The organism is uncultured Parabacteroides sp., assembly GCF_905196875.1.
Classification (GTDB): Bacteria; Bacteroidota; Bacteroidia; order Bacteroidales; family Tannerellaceae; genus Parabacteroides.
Map to the genome: position 1 here is coordinate 37,993 of NZ_CAJJWO010000007.1, position 18,437 is coordinate 56,429.

At 44.5% G+C, this 18,437-nt stretch carries 15 protein-coding genes; 12 read left to right on the forward strand and 3 right to left on the reverse strand.

Annotated features, from left to right (window positions below; genetic code table 11):
* The first annotated feature begins 161 nt into the window (after positions 1-161).
* The 11 genes from QZ076_RS04230 (at position 162) to QZ076_RS04280 (ending at position 11,715) form a co-directional block, all read left to right on the forward strand.
* Complete coding sequence (locus tag QZ076_RS04230; RefSeq protein WP_293710593.1) at positions 162-2,456, forward strand: GH92 family glycosyl hydrolase; 2,295 nt, start codon at positions 162-164, stop codon at positions 2,454-2,456.
* A 96-nt stretch (positions 2,457-2,552) separates the two neighbouring features.
* Positions 2,553-3,797: a GAF domain-containing sensor histidine kinase gene (locus tag QZ076_RS04235; protein WP_293710594.1), complete on the forward strand. Its 1,245-nt coding sequence runs from the start codon at positions 2,553-2,555 to the stop codon at positions 3,795-3,797.
* Complete coding sequence (locus QZ076_RS04240) at positions 3,794-5,164, forward strand: sigma-54 dependent transcriptional regulator (RefSeq protein WP_293710595.1); 1,371 nt, start codon at positions 3,794-3,796, stop codon at positions 5,162-5,164. Before QZ076_RS04235 ends, QZ076_RS04240 begins: the two co-directional genes overlap by 4 nt.
* Positions 5,165-5,305: 141 nt before the next feature.
* Positions 5,306-5,533 carry a 4Fe-4S binding protein gene (locus tag QZ076_RS04245; protein ID WP_046148958.1) on the forward strand — a complete coding sequence of 76 codons (228 nt, stop codon included), beginning with the start codon at positions 5,306-5,308 and terminating at the stop codon, positions 5,531-5,533.
* A gap of 7 nt (positions 5,534-5,540) precedes the next feature.
* Positions 5,541-6,620, forward strand: coding sequence for a 3-methyl-2-oxobutanoate dehydrogenase subunit VorB (locus QZ076_RS04250; protein ID WP_293710596.1), 1,080 nt, complete (start codon positions 5,541-5,543; stop codon positions 6,618-6,620).
* A 5-nt stretch (positions 6,621-6,625) separates the two neighbouring features.
* Complete coding sequence (locus QZ076_RS04255; RefSeq protein WP_293710598.1) at positions 6,626-6,796, forward strand: hypothetical protein; 171 nt, start codon at positions 6,626-6,628, stop codon at positions 6,794-6,796.
* A gap of 96 nt (positions 6,797-6,892) precedes the next feature.
* Entirely contained in the window at positions 6,893-7,657 is a 765-nt protein-coding gene (locus QZ076_RS04260; RefSeq protein WP_293710600.1) for a thiamine pyrophosphate-dependent enzyme, read from the forward strand.
* A 26-nt stretch (positions 7,658-7,683) separates the two neighbouring features.
* Positions 7,684-8,037, forward strand: coding sequence for a four helix bundle protein (locus QZ076_RS04265; protein ID WP_293710602.1), 354 nt, complete (start codon positions 7,684-7,686; stop codon positions 8,035-8,037).
* Between the two features lie 50 nt (positions 8,038-8,087).
* Entirely contained in the window at positions 8,088-8,630 is a 543-nt protein-coding gene (locus tag QZ076_RS04270; protein ID WP_286076150.1) for a 2-oxoacid:acceptor oxidoreductase family protein, read from the forward strand.
* A gap of 122 nt (positions 8,631-8,752) precedes the next feature.
* The gene (locus QZ076_RS04275) at positions 8,753-10,882 is read left to right on the forward strand and encodes a putative porin (RefSeq protein WP_293710617.1); all 2,130 of its coding nucleotides are present in this window, start codon (positions 8,753-8,755) and stop codon (positions 10,880-10,882) included.
* Between the two features lie 5 nt (positions 10,883-10,887).
* Positions 10,888-11,715 (forward strand): transporter substrate-binding domain-containing protein, encoded by an 828-nt coding sequence (locus QZ076_RS04280; RefSeq protein WP_293710619.1) that lies wholly within the window; start codon positions 10,888-10,890, stop codon positions 11,713-11,715.
* A 3-nt stretch (positions 11,716-11,718) separates the two neighbouring features.
* On the opposite strand, the gene QZ076_RS04285 is transcribed toward QZ076_RS04280, so the two are convergent.
* The gene (locus QZ076_RS04285) at positions 11,719-13,266 is read right to left on the reverse strand and encodes an ATP-binding protein (RefSeq protein WP_293710621.1); all 1,548 of its coding nucleotides are present in this window, start codon (positions 13,264-13,266) and stop codon (positions 11,719-11,721) included.
* Between the two features lie 181 nt (positions 13,267-13,447).
* On the opposite strand from QZ076_RS04285, the gene QZ076_RS04290 reads away from it, so the two are divergent.
* Positions 13,448-14,746: a DEAD/DEAH box helicase gene (locus QZ076_RS04290; RefSeq protein ID WP_293710623.1), complete on the forward strand. Its 1,299-nt coding sequence runs from the start codon at positions 13,448-13,450 to the stop codon at positions 14,744-14,746.
* A gap of 84 nt (positions 14,747-14,830) precedes the next feature.
* Here QZ076_RS04290 and rho read toward each other — a convergent pair whose 3' ends face one another.
* Positions 14,831-16,834, reverse strand: coding sequence for a transcription termination factor Rho (gene rho / locus QZ076_RS04295; protein ID WP_293710625.1), 2,004 nt, complete (start codon positions 16,832-16,834; stop codon positions 14,831-14,833).
* Positions 16,835-17,026: 192 nt separating this feature from the next.
* Positions 17,027-18,367, reverse strand: a complete 1,341-nt coding sequence (tilS, locus tag QZ076_RS04300; RefSeq protein ID WP_293710627.1) for a tRNA lysidine(34) synthetase TilS — start codon at positions 18,365-18,367, stop codon at positions 17,027-17,029.
* Between the last annotated feature and the right edge of the window lie 70 nt (positions 18,368-18,437).

Here is an 18,437-nt window from a genome sequence, read left to right on the forward strand (position 1 = left end):
TTTTTACTCATGGGTAAAAGCCCACTCCTTTACCCAAATTGGGTAATTCTTTACCCATCCGGGTATCTATCGGAAAATAATACAACCGATTCGGCAGATAATGATAAATCAGAAAGGAGAAAACCTATATCTTTGCCAGTCGTAAGTAAATAAGCAATACCATGAATATAAGACAAGTAGCGCGTTACGCGTTTTTATCTTTCTCACTTCTGACCACAGTGGCTTCGGCGAAAACAAAAGAGCCTGTGGATTATGTAGATATGTTTATCGGCACTTCCAATTCCCGTTGGATGTTGGGGCCGTATGCCCAGGAACCGTTCGGTATGGTGCAACTCGGCCCCGATAATCAGGGAAATGTCTGGATGGGCGGATACGAATACGCTATCAACAGCGTTTCCGGCTTCAGCCATCTGCATGCCTGGACGATGGGCGGGCTGATGGTTATGCCTACAACGGCTGACCTGGCCCTATCGAATCCGTCGGTCGACTCCCCGTATAAAGGTGCTAATGCCGGATATCACTCCCGCATACTGAAAGAAACAGAGAAAGCCTCCCCGGGATATTATTCCGTCTACCTATATGATCATGAAGTGAAGGCCGAACTGTCGGCTACTACTCGGTGTGGCATTCATCGGTATACTTTTCCCGAAAGAAAGGAGTCGAGAATACTGATCGACCTCCTGTTTCCCACCGAATGGGATTACGGATTCAGCGTAAAGGATGCCTGTATCACCAAAGTAAGTTCTACGGAGCTGGAAGGATATGCCGATTGCCAGTCGGGTTCGTGGAGTAGCTGGAATAATTATAAGCTGCATTTCATCATCCGCTTCAGCAAACCGTTCTCCCGGTTGAACGGATGGAATGAAGGGAAAGAGGTAGAAGATATACAATCCATCGCCGGCAAAAACGATATCGGTGTTTATGCCCTCTATACGACTGGTGAAGGAGAAAGCATCACGGTCTCCACCGGATTATCGTTGGTCAGTATCGAGCAGGCACGGTTAAATATGGAAACCGAACTGGCTCCCCTGCAATACGACTTCGACCGCGTAGTGGCCCAAACCCGCAACAAATGGAACGAACTGCTCGGCAAGATCGAGATTGAAGGAGAGAACGAAGTGGATAAAACCAAGTTCTACACCAACCTCTACCGGGCCTATGCCGGGAAACAGACCTGGAACGACGTGAACGGTCAATACCGGGATGCCTGCGAAAACGTGCAGCAACTGGAGCATGGTAATATGTACGGCGGCGATGCGTTCTGGAACAGTTTCTGGAATCTGAACGGCCTCTGGTCGATCATCTCTCCCCGCATCGTAGACGATTGGGTGACCACACAACTGGAAATGTTCAAACATACGGGATGGACGAGCAAAGGACCGGCCGGACTCGAATATTCGGGTATCATGGAAGGATCGCACGAAACCGCTTTGATGGTGACCGCCTACCAGAAAGGGATACGCAAAGACGGGGAAGCTATTTACAAAGCCATATCAAAGAATGTAACGGAAACGGGGATCGATCATCCTTGCGGCGGTAATTGCGGAAATCCTTTACTGGACGTTTATATCAAGTATGGGTATATGCCGATGGAAATGAGCGTCGTATCCAAAACACTCGATTATGCTTACGACGACTGGTGTGTCTCTCAGCTGGCCCTGGCTCTCGGAAAGAAAAAAGAAGGAAAGGCATTACTGGCGCGTTCGATGAATTATAAGAATGTATTCCATCCGGAAAAGAAATTTGTCATGCGCAGGGATAGTCTCGGTAACTGGGATAAGGAGTTCGATGTCTTTTCCAACAAAGGGTTTATCGAAGGAAACAGTTGGCAATATTCCTGGTATGTACCGCACGATATCCCGGGGCTGGTCGACTTCCTGGGTAAAGAGCTCTTCAACAGCCGTCTGGAAGAAGGTTTCATCAAGTCGGAAAAACATAAGTTCGCTGCCCATGTCTTCGACCGTACGGCTGGACAGTCTGCCGAGTTCTATATCAACCAGGGGAATGAGGTAAACATGTGTACTCCGTTCCTGTTCAACTACTCGGGTAAACCGTGGCTTGCACAGAAATGGTCGCGCGCTATCCTGGATAGCTTCTACGGCTCGACTCCCTATCATGGCTGGGAAGGCGACGAAGACGAAGGACAGATGGGTGGCTGGTATGTCATGAGTGCGTTGGGCCTGTTCGAAATGAACGGAGGTGCTTCCCTCCGGCCGGAACTGGAACTGACCAGCCCGCTATTCAACAAAATAACCATTCATCTGGACCCGGATTACTACAAAGGTAAAACCTTCACGATAGAGGCACGTAACAATTCGAAAGAAAATATCTATATACAGAAGGCTTACCTCAACGGTAAAGAATTAAAACAACCCCGGATACCCTTTGCTGCAATTGCCGCCGGTGGAGAACTTATTCTCGAGATGGGCGACAAACCCGCCTATCGTTGCTTCTGAAGCATATCCTCATTGCCGGACGTAAATCATTATTATAGGTAACCGTCCGGCAAATTCATCTGTTTTTTATACTTTTGTGCAAAGATAAGAAACAACATGCCACTATTTAAAAAGAAGGAACAACCCGCGCAGCCGAAACTGGAGCAATTGCTCTCGGAGTTTAACCGGTCGCTGGCATTGATCGTCGACAAACCTTTGCTTATCGGCAACATCGTTGCCAAAGTAAAGCAGATATGCCCCGTAGAAAGCATTTATATCTTTCTGCTGGATGAAAATACGGGGAAATACAAACAGCAGAATGAGGCGAAGAACAAACCTGTCGTCCTCACCAGCCGGAGCCGTCTGATAAACTGGCTGTCGGTCAACGAAAAGCATTTGCTCGTATCCGATTATCCGGACATCATAAACTATTTCCCCAAAGAGGAAAAAGAAGCATTACGACAACTGGGGGCCGAACTGGTCTTCCCCCTTAAGGTAATGAATCAAACGAACGGAACCATATTCATCGGAAAAAAGAATGACGGAACCCGCTTTTCCGAACAGGAACTGAACCTTCTTTCCATCCTGATCAATCAGGCAAACTTTGCTATCGAGCATGCTTCGTTGTATGAGGCACAAACGGAACGTCTGAAAAAAATGTATCGTACCGACCGTCTGGCAACCCTCGGAGAACTGGCAGCCGGTGCAGCGCATGAAATACGGAATCCGCTGACGGCTATCCGCAGTACTATCCAGTACCTCAGCAAAGACTTCAGCTCCGATCCCGTAAAAAACGAAATGATGACGGAACTAATCTCTGAAGTGGAACGTATCAATAAAATAGTACAAGGGTTGCTCTCGTTTGCCCGTCCGTCTGCCCTCGACACTTCGGAAGTAAACATCGAACAACTGATCAACCAGACGCTTCTGCTGGTAACAAACACATTACGCAAACAAAATATCGAGGTTGAATTCGAATACTTCACCGACAATACGACGATACAGGCCGATGCGGAGCAGCTAAAGCAAGTCTTTCTGAACATCATCCTGAACGCAGTCGAAGCGATGAACCAGAATCCTCCCGAACGTTCGCGTACATTAATAATAAGTATAGAAAAAGGAGCTCCCATCAATACCCATTCCCGCTACCTCATCCTCTCCTTCGAAGATACCGGCAAGGGGATCGAACAGAAAGATATCGAGAATGTGTTCAACCCGTTCTTTACGACAAAAGAAGAAGGGACAGGGCTCGGCCTTGCCATCTGCTACGGGATCATCAACCGCCATGAAGGCGAGATAGAAGTAAAAAGCACGCCTGGCAAAGGCACTTGTATGAATGTAAAATTACCGCAACGCATATGAAAGCAAAAATAGTTGTAGCCGACGACGAACCGCATATCCGCAAAATGATCAGCCGCCTGCTCACAGACGAGGGATACGAAGTGAAGCCTGCCGAAAACGGCCGGGAAGCGGTGGAGGTTTTCCTCTCCTTCCAGCCTGACGTCGTTTTGCTGGATCAGCAGATGCCTGTTATGACCGGAGTTGAAGCTCTGGAAGAGATCAAACGTATCTCTCCCAACCAGACTGTTCTTTTTGTAACGGCTTTCGGTTCTATCTCCCTCGCAGTCGACGCCGTAAAGAAAGGAGCTTACGATTTCATCGAGAAACCTTTCGACAACGATAAACTGTTACTCACCGTTAGTCGTGCTATCGAACACAGCCGGATGAGAGGAGAAATCTCGACCCTAAAGAAAACGCTGGGCGAAAAGCTTAATTCCGTTATCGGCGAGAACACCGGCCTGAAACAGGTAATGACACAAGTCCGCCGGGTAGCAGAAACAAATGCGACTGTCCTGGTACATGGAGAAAGCGGCACCGGAAAGGAGCTGATAGCCCGAGCCGTACATAATAACAGCTTGCGCAGCAATGGTCCTTTTGTTGCCATCAACTGCGGAGCCATCCCACTGACATTAATGGAAAGCGAACTATTCGGACACGAACGCGGCGCCTTTACCGATGCCAAGGAAGCGAAAGCGGGAACTTTCGAACGGGCCGATGGCGGTACACTTTTCCTGGATGAAGTAGGAGAACTGCCTCTGGATGCACAAGTCAAACTGCTCCGTGTGTTGGAAGAACGAAAAATAACCCGGATCGGCGGTAAAAAAGCGATCCCGGTAGATGTCCGCATCGTAGCGGCTACCAACCGTAATCTGGATGACGAAGTGAAGAACGGGCATTTCCGTCTCGACTTGCTCTATCGCCTGAATGTGTTTACGCTCATTCTTCCGCCTCTCCGAGAAAGGAAAGAAGACATTCCCCTGCTGACCAACTTCTTCATCCGTAAATACAACCGGACATTGAGCCTCGATGTACAATCCGTCAGTCCCGAAGCGATAGCGCTTCTCTCCTCTTACGACTGGCCCGGCAATGTACGCGATCTTGAAAACGCCATACAAAGTTCCATGATACTTTGTACGGGAGGCGTAATCCGTCCCGAACATTTACCCGACCGGATAAAAGGTTACGAACTGGCCGAGGCACAGACCGTAACCGGTTCCGGTGGAAACAGTATCCGGGAGATCAATGCCCAGATGGAGAAAGAGCTTATCATTGAAGCGCTGAAAAGGCATAACTTCAACCGTACACTGACGGCCGAAGCCCTTAATATCAGCCGGAAAACATTGTTTAACAAAATGAAGCGTTATGGGCTGTCATCCGATGAAAACTGACACTGCGCCTTTGCTATTCATTGGCTATCTGTCATCATTATCAGGGATGATCTATTAAAAAACAAAACATCCCCTTGTTTATATAACATTAGTTCTTAACTTTGTCGGTCTTACACGACATAAAACATAATTAGTTATACTATGGCAAAGATAAAAGGAGCGGTCGTTGTCAATCAGGAACGCTGCAAAGGTTGCAACTTATGTGTTGTTTCCTGCCCGAGCGATGTACTGGAATTACACCCGCGTGAAGTGAATAACAAAGGGTACCATTATGTGTACATGAAAAACCCGGATGCTTGCATCGGTTGCGCCAGTTGCGGATTAGTTTGTCCGGACGGTTGTTTAACCATCTACAAAGTAAAAATATAAAACAGATATGGCAGAAGAGATTAAATTAATGAAGGGGAATGAAGCCATCGCACATGCAGCTATCCGCTACGGTGCCGACGGATACTTCGGTTACCCCATCACTCCGCAGTCGGAGATCCTGGAAACCCTGATGGCTGAAATGCCCTGGGAAACAACCGGAATGGTAGTACTGCAAGCCGAAAGTGAAGTTGCAGCAATCAATATGGTGTATGGCGGTGCCGGTACAGGCAAACGCGTGCTGACATCATCCTCCAGCCCCGGTATCAGCTTGAAGCAGGAAGGTATTTCCTATATCGCAGGTGCTGAATTGCCTTGTCTGATCGTGAATGTAATGCGTGGAGGTCCCGGTTTGGGTACTATCCAGCCAAGTCAGGCGGATTACTTCCAGACTGTAAAAGGTGGTGGACATGGCGATTATCGTTTGATCACGCTTGCTCCTTCCTCTGTACAGGAAATGGCTGATTTCGTAGGGCTGGGCTTCGACCTTGCTTTCAAATATAACAACCCGGCTATCATCCTGGCAGACGGTATCATCGGCCAGATGATGGAGAAAGTGGTTATGCCACCTTTCCGTCCCCGCAAGACGGAAGCCGAGATTATCGCCGAATGTCCATGGGCGGCACAAGGTAAACTGAAAAACCGTAAGCCGAATGTGATTACTTCTCTAGAACTCGATCCGGCGAAGATGGAAGAAAACAATATCCGCTTCCAGGCTAAATATCGTAAAATCGAAGAGAATGAAGTACGTTACGAAGAGTTCCATTGCGACGATGCGGAATACCTGCTGGTTGCTTTCGGTTCTTCCGCACGTATCTGCCAGAAAGTAGTGGAAATTGCACGCGAAGAGGGTATCAAACTCGGTTTGCTGCGCCCGATCACTTTGTGGCCGTTCCCGACTAAAGCGATCGCCGCTTATGCCGATAAGGTAAAGGGCATGCTTTCTGTCGAACTGAATGCAGGCCAGATGGTGGAAGATATCCGCCTGGCTGTTAACGGGAAAGTAAAGGTAGAGCACTTCGGCCGCTTGGGTGGTATCGTGTTCACTCCGGATGAAGTACTGAACGCGTTGAAAGAGAAATTATTTTAATTCGTATGATACGCGGAAGTAAAACTGATAGTATATTGACAATCCTGTTCATGGTGTTGGCGGCAGCAGCTATTATCTGCTATTTTGCTGTTCCCGACCGTCACGTATTCTTGTATTGCGGTGGAGCTGCCATTTGCTTCAGACTTGTTCAATATCTACTGAGATTTATTAATTAAATAATATGCCAATCAGACAATATGCCAATATGCCAATTATAAGAATTGGACTTTCATTGGCACATTGGCATATTACCACATTGAAAAATTATTTTTATGGAACTCAATGAAATAATTAAACCGGAGAATCTGGTCTATGCAAGGCCGGAATTGATGAACGATAATCCCATGCACTACTGCCCCGGTTGCAGCCACGGTGTCATACACAAGCTGATCGCTGAAGTGATCGCCGATATGGGAATGGAAGAAAAAACGATCGGTATCTCCCCGGTGGGATGTGCCGTATTCGCATATAACTATCTGGATATCGACTGGATAGAAGCCGCTCACGGACGTGCCCCTGCCATTGCATCGGCTATCAAACGCTTGAACCCGGAAAAGATGATTTTCACTTATCAGGGTGACGGTGACCTGGCTGCTATCGGTACAGCCGAAACGATCCATGCTGCCAACCGTGGCGAAAACATCGTGATCGTATTCGTCAACAACGCGATCTACGGTATGACCGGTGGTCAGATGGCTCCTACCACACTGGAAGGGATGCCTACTGCTACTTGTCCATACGGTCGTAACATCGCCCTCAACGGTTATCCGCTGAAGATTGGCGATCTGCTGGCCCAACTGGAAGGAACTTGCCTGGTTACCCGCCAGAGCGTACAGACCGCTGCCGCCGTTCGGAAAGCAAAAAAGATGCTGCGTAAAGCGTTCGAAAACTCGATGGCCGGCAAAGGTACTTCGGTTGTCGAATTCGTTTCCACCTGTTCATCCGGCTGGAAGATGACTCCCGAGAAATCAAACAAATGGATGGAAGAGAATATGTTCCCGTTCTATCCGCTGGGTGATCTTAAGAACGTTGAATAATGTGCCAATATAGATAATGTGCCAATATGCCAATTAATACGGGGAATATTATTCTTGATAAAAGTTTTGCTTTTGCTATTGCTATAATTAATTATTGCGAAACATTGGAGCAAAACAGGAAGTTTGTTATATCCCATCAATTATTAAAAAGCGGTACATCTATTGGAGCAAATATTAATGAAGCTCAAAATTGCGAAAGTCGTGCTGATTTCATCCATAAGTTTAAAATAGCTGCCAAGGAGGCCGAAGATACCAAATATTGGCTGCTATTATGCCAACAGGCAGATAATTATCCTTTTGAAGAGAAGTTATTAAATGATCTTTCCGATATATTGAGATTGACTAACAGCATTATTAATTCAGCCAAAAAATCAATGTAGCTTTTAGTAATTGGCACATTGGCATATTGGCATATTAGCAAATTATTACAATGAAACAAGAAATTATTATAGCAGGCTTTGGCGGACAAGGCGTTCTGTCGATGGGTAAGATACTTGCTTATTCCGGACTAATGGAAGGAAAGGAAGTTAGCTGGATGCCTTCATACGGACCAGAACAACGCGGCGGAACGGCCAATGTAACGGTAATTCTGAGCGACGATCCGATCAGTTCTCCGATCCTGAATGAATATGATATCGCAATCATCCTGAACCAGCCTTCGATGGATAAGTTCGAAAGCAAGGTAAAACCGGGCGGTATTCTGATCTACGACGGATATGGTATACATACTCCGGTTAAACGTACCGACATCAGCGTTTACCGCGTGGATGCCATGGATGCAGCAACCGAAATGAAGAATGAAAAAGCATTCAATATGCTTATACTGGGCGGTTTATTAAAAATTGTTCCGATGGTAAAACTTGAGAATGTATTGCTGGGCCTGAAGAAATCCCTGCCCGAACGTCATCACAAGCTGATCCCGATGAACGAAGCCGCCATAAAGAAAGGCATGGAGATCATACAGAAGGTATAATAATATGCCAATATTTTAATGTACCAATGTGCCAATTAAACGAAAGCCTTCAATAGGTAAATAAGGTTTATTGGCATATTGGCACATTGATTTATTAGCACATTATATTATCTTTGCAACCCATGAAGCATTGCTTATACATATTATTGTTGCTGATAGTATCTGCCGTAACCGTTCAGGCTCAGAGAGGAGCACGTGGCAGATCAGAAGGAGGAGGAAAACGTGGTGGCTTCTCTTTGTCGAACCTTTCTTCATCACAGAAAGAGATACCCGACAGTTTATTGGTTGTGGACAGTGCCGCTCTGAAATCCAAACGTCTTATCGCTTACCACCTTACCCCTCTTTTAGGGGAAGCCTATGTAGCTCCGCTGGATACCAACAAGCTGAACTTCGGTAATACGACATTGGTTGAAAGCAAGTCTCTGGCTATCGGATACCTGGCAAACCTGGGTTCTCCGGCACAGACAAAGATCTTTTCCGAACGGAAAGAACCCCGCGACTTTATTTTTGCCGATGCCTACGACTACTACATCACGACACCGGAGAATGCTTATTTCTACAACACTAAAATACCTTATACCAACATCATGTACACCTCCGCCGGCGGTAGTACCAATAAGGAAGAACAGTTGAAAGGGACTATGACCATGAACTTCGGCAAGAAGATCAACGTGGGTGGAGATATCGACTATATCTATGGACGAGGACATTACAAAGACAACGGTGACAAATTGCTAAGTTACCGCCTGTTCGGTAGTTACCAGACCGACCGTTACGAAATGCATGCTTACCTAAGTAACTTTAACTTTGTAAATTACGAAAACGGTGGTCTTGCCAATGACTCGACAATCAATCACCCGGACGAGTATTTCCCCGAAGGGCGTCCTTCCGATACCAAATCGTACGACGTACGTTACTTGGCAAGTGCATGGAACCGTGTACGCGGTAAACGGTATTTCCTTACTCAACGATATAACCTCGGATTTACCCGCGAACTGGAAGAAACCGACGAAGAAGGGAACCCGAAAGAAGTATTCGTGCCTGTATCCAGCATCATCCATACAATCGATTATGAAGACAACCGTCGCCGGTTTATCTCTCATAGCAATCTGCTCGACTCAGCATATATAGTTAAAGACGGTGATAAAAGTTTTCCCCGTATCTATGGACTGGGAGCAACACTAAACGACCAGACATCTTCATGGAATTTAAAAAACACAATCGGACTTTCTCTCCGGGAAGGATTCCAGGATTGGGCTAAATTCGGATTGACGGCATTCGTTAGTTTGGAGAAACGTCGATTCAAACTAGATCCCAGGATCGAAGGACTTGATTATGGAGAATATGGTAGAGGTCCTAATTTCTCAGTCGACAATGTCGATCTGAACAATCTTCCGAAAGAAAAGATATACGATGAGTTTTCAACTTATATCGGAGCTGAATTATCTAAACGTATGGGAAGTATTCTGACCTATAATGCCCGGGGTGAACTTTGCCTCATTGGTAGTGATGTCGGCGAATTCCGCGCTACAGGAGATTTGCAGACACGTTTCAAACTGTTTAGAAAGGAAGCAACGATCAAAGCGAACGCTTACATTAAAAATGTAACCCCCGCTTTCTATATGCGTCATAATCATTCCCGTTATTTCTGGTGGGACAATGATCAGTTTAAAAAGATACAGCAGATATATGTTGGTGGAGAAGTCAATCTCGAATCGACCGGAACTACATTATCAGCAGGAGTGGAAAGTATTCAGAATTACATTTTTTTCAATAAAATGGGTATGCCCGAACAACACGGAAGCAATCTGCAGGTGGTAAGTGCCCGCCTAAAACAGGATTTCCGTTACCGTGCTTTTGGTTGGGAAAATGAAATTTGCTGGCAGATGAGTGGTGACAATGACGTATTACCTCTTCCGAAGTTCAGCGCTTACTCAAATATGTATCTGGCCGCAAAAGTGGCAAAAGTATTGACTGTTCAGATAGGTGCGAACGTATATTACAACACAGCGTATTATGCGCCCTATTATGAACCGGCAACCCAGCAGTTCCAGGTTCAGGATGAAGTTAAAGTAGGTAATTATCCTCTTATAAATGCCTATGTAAATTTCCATCTGAAACAGGCCCGCTTCTTCATTATGGCTTACAACCTGAGTAGTAAATTTGTCGAGCCCAATTATTTCTCCTTGTCACATTACCCTTTGAATCCGATGGTTCTGAAAATGGGTATTGCCGTTACATTCAATAATTAAATAGTATGAAATCGCGGAAGTTACTGGTGGTCTATATGATTCTGCTGGCAATTGTTCTGATTGCCATGTTCCAACTATTTCAGTTCAACAAAGAAAAACCGGTTCTACCCAGAGATTATCCCGAAATAAAGGAAGAAGGTATCCTGCGTATAGTGACAGAGTATAATCAATCGGGATATTATGTAGCCGGAGATACGATCGAAGGTTTCCAGTATGAACTCAGCCAGGCTATAGCCAAACTATCCGGACTGGAAGTTCAGACCCATCTGGAAATGAGCCTAGCCGAAAGTTTCCGGGAATTATCAGAAAATAAGTGTGACGTAATTGCCCGGAACATCCCTATTACAAGTGATAATAAAGAAGAATATCTATTCACCGAACCGATCGTATTGAATAAGCAAGTCTTGGTACAACGTACGGAAGATGCAAATAATGGATTTAAACCAATCCGCAACCAATTGGATCTGGCTCAAAAGACTTTATATATCCCTAAGGACTCTCCGGCCAAGCTGCGTCTACAAAACCTGGCACATGAAATCGGTGATACGATATATATCAAAGAAGACGAACTTTATTCCAGCGAACAACTGGCTATTATGGTTGCCAAAGGAGATATTGATTATGCGGTTTGCGATCAGCAAATAGCAAAAATATCCAAAGAGAATCTGCCTGAAATAGATATCGACACAGATATCAGTTTCACGCAACTGCAATCATGGGCAGTACGCAAAGACTCCCCTATCCTACTCGACAGCCTGAACAGCTGGCTTTCACAAATTAAAGAAAGCGGCTTGTATAAGGAAATATACAAGCGCTATTATGGAAATAAATAATTACTAATCGTGGGTAGGTAGAATGAACGAGAAAGTCGAACCTTCCCCCAATTTCGACTCTACTTGGATCGAACCACCCATTTTGGTTACTAAACTTCTGCAAATCGCCAGGCCAAGACCGATACCTTCCATATAATCGTTGATCTTCACAAAACGCTTAAACAGACTTTGTAGCTTGTCTTCAGCAATACCTAAGCCGGTATCCTTTACATAAAAATTCAAGCGACCGTCTCCCAGATCTTTATATCCCATAGTGATACTACCCTGCTTCGTATTCTTGATCGCATTATTTGCCAGGTTATTTATAAGCTGCAACAAACGAATCTGGTCTGTACCAAACGTGCATTGCTCCAACCCTTTTTCCAGTATTAAATCTACCCCTTTCGGCATACGAAGTTTGATGGAAGCATACGTGTTATCCATCATCTCATTCAGATCAATAGGAGCATAACTAATTTTTATTGCATCCGCTTCGATCTTCGACAGATCGAGTATATCGTTGATCAGCTGCATAAGCAACTGGTTATTTGACTTGATGATCTCATAATATGACATACGCTCCTCGTCTGTATCTGCAAACGCCATCAGTTCGGAAAAGCCGGTTATAGCATTCAATGGCGTACGGATCTCATGACTCATATCCGCCAGATACTTCGATTTCATTTTATCAGCAACCTCTGCCTTCTCACGAGCTTCTTCCAGAGTCAACTCCTGATCCTTCCGATCTTGTATATTGGTAGAACAACCGAGAATAACCAAAGGACGTCCTTTGACATCCCGCTCATAAATATAAGCTGACGATTCGCGCCAATGATAATCTTCCAGTTCCGAGTACTTTACACGCATCTCCATTTTCACTTCAGTCAACTTACCGGTACACATCTTTTCAAAAAGATCCCAATAAACTTCCCGATCGTCAGGATGAATATAAGTCATAAACGTTGTTCCCGGCATAACTGTATGACTATCCGGATGATCATCCCAACTATTTAGTTGAACCAAAGCATCTTTATAACCGTTCTTACTATCGGGATTAATAAAAATAGAACAAGTCCGGATATCACTCGACTGCAAAGCTATCTTAGTGAGCATCTGGGTTCTTTTAAGCGCATCTTCAACAGATTTTTTAGATGTTATATCCCGCCATAATGCAAGAAGAAGCGTTTTTCCACAATTCAACGAAATTGGAAATTTTGTAACTTCAATATCTTTAAATTCACCGGTTGCAGTTTTTACCTGTCCTTGAAATTCTACCGTTTTCCCGGTATTGATCACTTCCCTGTCAATCTCACAACGCTTTTCAATCGACAGTAAAGCATCGTAATTTACTTCGAAATCGTCATGTCCCTCTATCTGGGAAGTATTAATTCCCGTAATATCTTCCATGAACTTATTCCAGTAAAGATAATTGAAATGATCGTCTGCATCTTTTACAAATACACCTAATGGCAGATGATCCAGGATCGTATTCAGTAATTCACGAATACTATCTTGTTCCTCCTTTAAAGTTAACTCTGACTGAAGGTCGTCAAGGCCGTCATTTATCCCCATATCACTTACTGTTTTTATCAAAATCGGGTATAAAGATATTTATTTTTATTATACTGCACTAAAAAACGCCAATAAATTCAACGCCTGCAACAAAAAAAAGAGTATTTATAACAAGAGCACTTACTTCTATATAGAATTTGGTAAATATTATTTACCTTTACGGTGAATTTAATGATAGAAGATGAGATTTGACGAATTGGATTTAGAGGAGGCCGTACTTGACGGACTCGATGCTATGAATTTTCAGGAAACTACTCCTGTACAGGAATTAACAATTCCGGTTATTTTAGAAGGGAAAGACATCATAGCCTGCGCGCAGACGGGAACAGGGAAAACCGCTGCTTACGTATTACCTTTAATTAACGAACTAAGTAAAGGTAACCATCCGGATAATGCCATTAATGCAATCATTATGGCTCCAACCCGTGAATTGGCTCAACAGATCGACCAACAGATTGAAGGTTTTACATACTTCGTTCCGGTATCGGCCGTTGCCGTATATGGCGGAACCGACGGTATTGCCTGGGAACAACAGAAACGGGGTATGGAAATGGGGGCCGACATTGTGATCGCTACCCCAGGGCGTTTATTATCACATATCAAACTGGGCACGGTAGATCTATCGCAGGTTTCATACTTCGTTCTCGATGAAGCCGATCGTATGCTGGATATGGGATTTTACGACGACATCATGCAGGTACATAAGCAACTGCCTCAAACCTGCCAAACTATCATGTTTTCAGCGACCATGCCTCCAAAAATCAGGACGTTAGCAAAAACGATCTTAAAAGATCCGGAAGAAGTTAAAATCGCAATCTCCCGCCCTCCCGAATCTATCATGCAGACGGCTTATATCTGTTACGATCCGCAAAAAATAAAGATACTCGAAGATTTGTTCCAACAAAGCCGTCCACAACGTGTCATCATATTTTCTTCTTCCAAGATGAAAGTAAAAGAACTTGCTTCCACCTTGAAACGCATGAAGTTTAATGTCGCAGCCATGCATTCCGACCTGGAGCAATCGCAACGTGAAGAAGTAATGAAAGAATTTAAGAATGGACGTATAGATATTCTGGTAGCAACCGACGTGGTATCACGCGGTATAGACATCAATGATATACGACTGGTAGTTAACTTCGATATTCCTCACGATCCGGAAGATTATGTACACCGTATCGGCCGTACGGCTCGTGGTACCGGTGGCGAAGGCTTAGCTATCACTTTTGTCGCAATAGAAGAACAAGCACAGTTCAAACGAATTGAGATATTCCTGGAGAAAGAAGTCTACAAAATACCGATCGATCCAAAATTCGGAGAAGCCCCTTTATATGAACCTGAAAAGTATGGAAATATGCGTCGTGGCCGCGGTCGTCCATCCAAATCCGGCAACGGAGGAGGAAGAAAACCTAGTAATCGCCAAGGAGGTAGTAACTCCGGAAAAGGACAGCAACACCGTGGCAGACCTAGAAAAGATGCTTGACATAGGAAATTCATTACAATACAAACAAAAAGGAGATATACCGCGATGGTATATCTCCTTTTTCATATAATAGTTATTATCTATTTATCCATTCATCGAAGCCAGGAACTCCATATTGTCATAAGTCTGTTCCATACGTTTCTTTACAAACTCCATTGCTTCGAGTGAGTTCATATCTGACAAGTACTTACGAAGAATCCACATACGGTTCAATGTACTTTCATCCTGCAACAGATCGTCGCGACGGGTACTTGAAGCTGTAATATCGACAGCCGGATAAACACGTTTGTTTGACAATTTACGGTCCAACTGCAGCTCCATATTACCTGTACCTTTAAATTCTTCGAAGATCACATCATCCATCTTAGAACCAGTTTCAGTCAATGCCGTTGCCAGGATTGTCAAGCTACCGCCATTTTCAATATTACGGGCAGCACCGAAGAAACGCTTAGGTTTCTGCAATGCATTGGCATCCACACCACCGGAAAGAACCTTACCAGATGCAGGCTGAACAGTATTATATGCACGTGCAAGACGTGTTATAGAATCTAACAAGATGACTACATCATGACCACATTCCACCATACGTTTAGCCTTGTTCAATACAATCTCTGCAATCTTTACGTGGCGTTCTGCCGGTTCGTCGAAAGTAGAAGCGATAACTTCCGCATCGACACTACGGGCCATATCCGTTACTTCTTCCGGACGTTCATCGATCAACAAGACGATCATATATACTTCCGGATGGTTGGCTGCAATTGCATTAGCAATATCTTTCAGCAACATTGTCTTACCAGTCTTGGGCTGTGCCACAATCAGACCACGCTGTCCTTTACCGATCGGAGAGAACAGATCGACTACACGAACGGAAATATTATCATTCACCTTCGGAGCCTTACGTGCCGTAAGCATGAATTTTTCATCCGGGAAAAGTGGAGTCAGGTGATCGAAAGGAACGCGGTCGCGCACTTCTTCCGGCGAACGCCCATTGATCTTATCTACTTTTACCAGCGGGAAATATTTTTCACCTTCCTTCGGAGGACGAATGGCACCTTCCACCACATCACCGGTCTTCAAACCAAATAACTTGATCTGGGACTGCGATACATAAATATCATCCGGAGATGTCAGGTAGTTATAATCTGAAGAACGTAGGAAACCATAACCATCCTGCATCATTTCCAATACACCAGTACCTATCAGGATACCGTCAAATTCGTATTGCTTTTCCTGCTGTGCATTATTGTTACGTTGATTGCTATGGTTATTTTGATTATTCTGGTTGTTCTGTCTGTTATTAGGACGAGGTGTATTTTGTTGCTGTGGTTGCGGAGCCGCTTCCTTTTCAGGTTGGGCTGCTTTTTCCTGTGGTTGTGGCTTAGCCGGTGAAGGAGAGAACGGGAAGAGCTGATCGAGAACCGACTTTGTATCAGGATGTCTGAATACAACTCTTTTAGGTTCATTTTCCGGAACCGGAGCATCACTGGCAGGAGTTTCAACCGGAACTGCGGGCACTTCAGGAACTGCTTCTACAACAGGTAATTCTTCAGGAGCTCCTTCTACCACAACAGGTGGTAATAAAGGTTTCTCTACTGCTGGAACTTCTGCTACAACAGGCTGAGGTGTTTTTGATACTTTTACTTCGTCCGCATCATTAGCTGGAGCAACTGCACCGGCTACCTTTTCTTTTTTCTCTATACGAACTCTTTTTTTACGCTCAGGTTGTTCCTTCTTTTCTGCAGCAACAGCTACTTTCTTTTCTTCTACAGGTTTTACCACTTCGGGAGCCGGAGTCGTTGCTACTTCCGGTTTTGCCGCTTTCACTTTACTTTCGGCCTTAGGAGCTTTAGCAGCCGCCGTTTTAGAAGGTTTCTTCGCTTTCGTCTGCTTTTCAGCTTTCTTAGCTTCTTTTTCTTTCTCCTTTTCAGCCTGTAGACCTGCATAAGAGATAGCCTGTTCATCAAGAATACGATAAACAAGTTCTTCTTTTTTCAAAGAACTTATTTTCTTAATTCCTAACTCTTCCGCTATACTTTGCAATTCAGGAAGGAGTTTTTCATTTAGTTCTAGAATGTTATATTTCTGCATATTGAGAAGTGAGTAATAAAAACGGATACACGATCAAAGAATGTACAATACGTGCTTACCGCTATCATTGTATCTTAATAGTTTTTGATAATAAATAAATCTTTCTTGTAAAAAACCGGATTGTTTAGCTAATTTGAATCATTAGTAACACATCTGCGGAGTAAATCTTTGCAAATGTAAGAACATTTTTAGTTATTCTATTATTTTTGTCGAAAAAAAATTCACAACCAGCACACTCTTAGTCTCTTTATTGATACAAAAGCGATTATCGGAGCGCTCTCCTACAATCCAGAGAATGTTTTCGCCGCTACACAAAAGCCATGCCTGCTCTTTATCGATACGGCTGAATTTATGATCCGAAAAATAATCGCTCAACTTCTTACGACCTTTCATTCCAAAAGGAATAAACCAGTCTCCCTCTTTCCATTTACGAAGTGTCAGGGGGAAAGAGAGTTTGTCGTAATCAAAATAAGCGATATGTTTATCCTTTCGGATATTGAAGTCACTATTAATAACAATCCTCTGGAAAGAAAGTTCAATAGGACCATTCCAGATATCTTCCAGGACATCGGCGGCGGTAAAGGTATATTCCTGTGTTTCTTCCTCACCGACCGGAGAAAGTAACAGGTATTCGCGGTCTTTCAGCAACCGGTATTCCGGTGAATAAAACATCTTACCGGATTCTTTTGTCAGCGAACGAAATATATCATCGGCAACCTGTCGGGTAAAACCATACGGTTTCAGCAATTCGAAAAGGATAGTTGCAGGCGAAGGATAGTCCATCAACCGGGCTATCGGAATACGTTCCCCCTCCTCTACCAATTGTCTGCGGGCTTCTTCCATTACAGACAGATAGATGGCTTCCGTTTCAGCCAGGTGATCGGCTGTACGTGCAATAGAAGTCTTTACGGAAGGATTCAACTCTTCCAACAAAGGAAGTACGCGAAGACGGATAAAATTACGTGTATAGGCATCCGACAGGTTCGTGCTGTCGGTTACGTATGACAGATGCTGCTCTTCCAGCCACGCCAATATCTCACTACGGCTGACTGTCAGCAAAGGACGTACCACATTACCATTCTTCGGACGGATACCTCCAAGTCCACGAATACCTGTACCACGGATCAGATTTAACAGGACAGTCTCCACACTATCATCACGATGATGGGCAACTGCGATAGCTTGTGCACCCAGACGGTTCCGCATTTCCTCAAACCAGTTATAACGCAATTCGCGGGCAGCCATCTCGATGGAAAGGCTGTGTTCGGCGGCATAAACTGTTGTATCAAAATCTATCTTATGGAAAGGAACCCCCAAGCCACGAGCTGTTTCCCTGGCAAATTCTTCATCGCGGACAGACTCGTCACCGCGCAGATAGAAATTACAATGCAACGCAATGCAGGTATAATCGAGTTGTACCAGCAAATTCAACAAAGCGACCGAATCGGCTCCTCCGCTGAATCCGACCAGAACGGGAGCGTCACCGGCCAGCAACTGCTGTTTCTCTATGTATGCACGAACGATATTCCTCATTTACCATATAAAATTATGGCTTTAGCCAAACATATCATATTTCAGCTAAAGCCATAAGCTTTTTATTTAC